We start from the raw sequence: 2,861 nt of genomic DNA, 5'->3' as shown, positions 1-2,861 counted from the left end.
AATGCTATCCTGCTTCGTTAGTTTAATTAGAAAAACCTAATCTACGACAGTAACTGCGCACACATCTTCGAATGCCACCCGTTCATATTCGCCAGGCCTTACTTCTATTCGGAGTTCATGCGTAATCGGATCAACGCGGTTAACGGCGCCAGTAATCTCCGTGGTGAATCCGTCAGACCATACGCTAAGCCTCACCGTTAGCTTATACGCCATTGCGTAAGCTATCCGCTGATCGAATTCCTCGAGTTCATAAACGTCTAGTAACGGTTTTTCAACACGTTCTGAATCCCGCCATAAATCACGTTGCGCCTTAATTAGCTCCGGCATTCCAAAGGCGAACTGCCATTTAACTTTTCCGCGGTCTCTTATCGTCATTACGAACACCTCCTTCGTTCTTATTATACGCGAACAAACGTTCTGTATGTGAATAAAAATAAAAAGACCAATTTTACGTGGTCTTAAAGGTAGGAAAGCTTGGAATCCAATAATGGTTTAATAGGTAAAGCTATCTTGATTTTTGGTTTATTCGACGCCGTAGTAAGCCATCATTCCCAAACCTATAAGGATGATGATAAAAATAATGCCTTTTCTTTCATGAAAAAACTCCTTAACATTTTCTTCAAATCCCCCTATTTTCATTAGTGTTCTCAAAAGAATTGGAAAAAAATTTATCAATCGAGTCCCTTCTTTGTTCTAATATACGTTTATGGATCCAAATCGCTGCTTGTGCTCCCTCTCCCATTGCAATTGTTAATAGCTCCGAGTGAACACCGATATCACCTGCAACCCAAACGTTTGGTACATTTGTTTCCTTCGTCCTCGGATTTGTTGGGATATGTAGATTTTCTAGTCGTTCAATGCCTAATTGTTTTAACAAATCTGTATTTACTTTATTTCCACCAAAGGCAAGAAACCCTCGTTCTCCTTTTATTTTATTTCCATCTCCTGTCAAAAAGGCAGTAAACCGTCCTTCACCATTTGTCTCTACTCCAATAACTTTGTCCACTATCATTGGAATTCCATTTTCAGCTAAATTCATTTGAACACTCTCACTTATTTTCTTACCGTCTGAATTTATATAAATAAGTTCCTTCGTCCAGTACATAAGGGTTAGAGCCATGTTTGCCCCAGGATCACCTGATCCAGCTACAATCACCTTTTTATTTGTCACTTCATAGCCGTCACAATCAGGGCAAATATATATTGATATTCCTAGACATTCCTTTAAGTTAGGTATTTCTAATGGGATGTGATCTTTTATACCCGTAGCTAATAATAGGCATTTACTTTCATAGCAATTTAGTGAAGTTCCTTGTAATTTGAACTTTTCCCCTTGTTTTTCTACTTTTACAATCTCATCTTCCTTAAAAGTTACTCCATATTTCTCTGCATGTTGTCTTCCTAAGTGACGAAGCGTTTGTCCATCAACACCATCAGGCCAACCTAATACGTTATGATAACATTTACATAATGTGGAACGTCCTTCTCCTTTATCAATCACAAGTACTTGATGATTGTATCGCCCGAGCTGAATTGCAGCCTGCAACCCAGCAATTCCACCTCCGACAATAATGCATTGATAAGAATCTTTATGAGACATATCTTCACCCTTTTATTCAACTATTCAAAAGTCTGTAATTAAGACGACCAGACACTGGGCTTCGGAGTTTATCAGATTACAGACACTGATGAATGTGATTGAAGCGTTTATGATGCTATTATGGCAGGTTATCGTTTAATTGATACAGTTGCCGCCTATCAAAACGAGGAAGCCGTTGGCAAAGCAATTAAGCGTAGTGGCGTAGCAAGAGAAGAATTGTTTATTACTACAAAACTCTGGATTCAGGATGCTGGTTAAGAGAGCACACAAAAAGCAATTGCAAAATCGCTAGAAAGACTGCAATTGGACTATTTGGATTTATATTTAATTCATCAACCATTTGGTGATGTATATGGCTCTTGGCTTGCTATGAAGGAATTGTACCAAGAAGGAAGATCAGAGTGATTGAGGTTAGTAACTTCCAGATGGACCGTCTGAACGATTTGATTATTCATAATGAAGTAACTCCTGCCTAAATAACATGTTCGGGAATGAAGTTTTAGTATCGGTAGCCAAAAAGAATAATAAATCCGTTGCCCAGGTGATTTTACGTTGGTTGACACAAAGAGGAATCGTTGTTATTCCAAAGTCTGTTCATAAGGAAAGAATCTTCGAAAACTTTAATATCTTTGACTTTAAATTAAGTCAAGAAGATATTGATACGATTGTTGCGTTAGATACGAAAGAGAGTTTGTTCTTTTCACATAGAGATCCTGAGATGGTGAAAGGGCTCCGTAGCTTTAAATTTGATTATTAATGATTATATATAACAAAATGAAAGGATGCCTACTATTATTGGGCAGCTTGTTTTGTTCTTTACTAAAATAAGTGCCCAATTCCCTAACTAGGAAGATCACGCTTCTTATGACTTTGTGAAGGAATGTACTTAAACTAACCTGCCCCGTTAGCATTCCTGTAGAGAGTTAATTATTGACTTTGATAAAAAAGGAGCTCCTCAGTAAGATATGAGTATAGACACCACTCTAACTCAAAACCTTAGGAGGAACCCCTACTATGAAGTTTAAAATGCAAGACAAACAAAATCAACTAATAGAAAGAATTTCCGATAAACACCTCGTTGTTGGTGTGGACATTGCTCAACAATTTCACGTCGCTCGAGCAGTGAATTTCCGTGGAATTGTAGTCGGCGATCCTCTCACATTCAAAAATGATGAAGAAGGATTTACTAGTTTTCTAAAATGGCTTAAAAATCTTCAAAGATTAAACAACCTATGTGAAGAAATTGTTGGGATGGAACCAA

At 37.7% G+C, this 2,861-nt stretch carries 2 protein-coding genes and 2 pseudogenes; 2 read left to right on the top strand and 2 right to left on the bottom strand.

The window, feature by feature from the left end:
* Positions 1 to 36 precede the first annotated feature (36 nt).
* Positions 37 to 375: a YolD-like family protein gene (locus COE25_RS29455; protein ID WP_098935171.1), complete on the bottom strand. Its 339-nt coding sequence runs from the start codon at positions 373 to 375 to the stop codon at positions 37 to 39.
* 244 nt (positions 376 to 619) lie between these two features.
* Entirely contained in the window at positions 620 to 1,600 is a 981-nt protein-coding gene (locus COE25_RS29450; RefSeq protein WP_098935170.1) for an NAD(P)/FAD-dependent oxidoreductase, read from the bottom strand.
* A gap of 54 nt (positions 1,601 to 1,654) precedes the next feature.
* On the opposite strand from COE25_RS29450, the pseudogene COE25_RS29445 reads away from it, so the two are divergent.
* Positions 1,655 to 2,357, top strand: a pseudogene (locus COE25_RS29445) (aldo/keto reductase).
* Positions 2,358 to 2,614: 257 nt separating this feature from the next.
* Positions 2,615 to 2,861 (top strand): annotated as a pseudogene (locus tag COE25_RS29440) (IS110 family RNA-guided transposase); the annotation flags it as partial.

The sequence above is a fragment of the Bacillus sp. AFS031507 genome (assembly GCF_002584635.1).
Classification (GTDB): domain Bacteria; phylum Bacillota; class Bacilli; order Bacillales; family Cytobacillaceae; genus Neobacillus.
The sequence above is the reverse complement of the archived record's forward strand: the minus strand, read 5'-3'. Positions and strand labels throughout refer to the sequence as shown.

Bases quoted from the DNA above. Each gene is read 5' to 3' on its own strand.
- COE25_RS29450 (WP_098935170.1), bottom strand. From the start codon at position 1,600: ATGTCTCATAAAGATTCTTATCAATGCATTATTGTCGGAGGTGGAATT.
- COE25_RS29455 (WP_098935171.1), bottom strand. From the start codon at position 375: ATGACGATAAGAGACCGCGGAAAAGTTAAATGGCAGTTCGCCTTTGGA.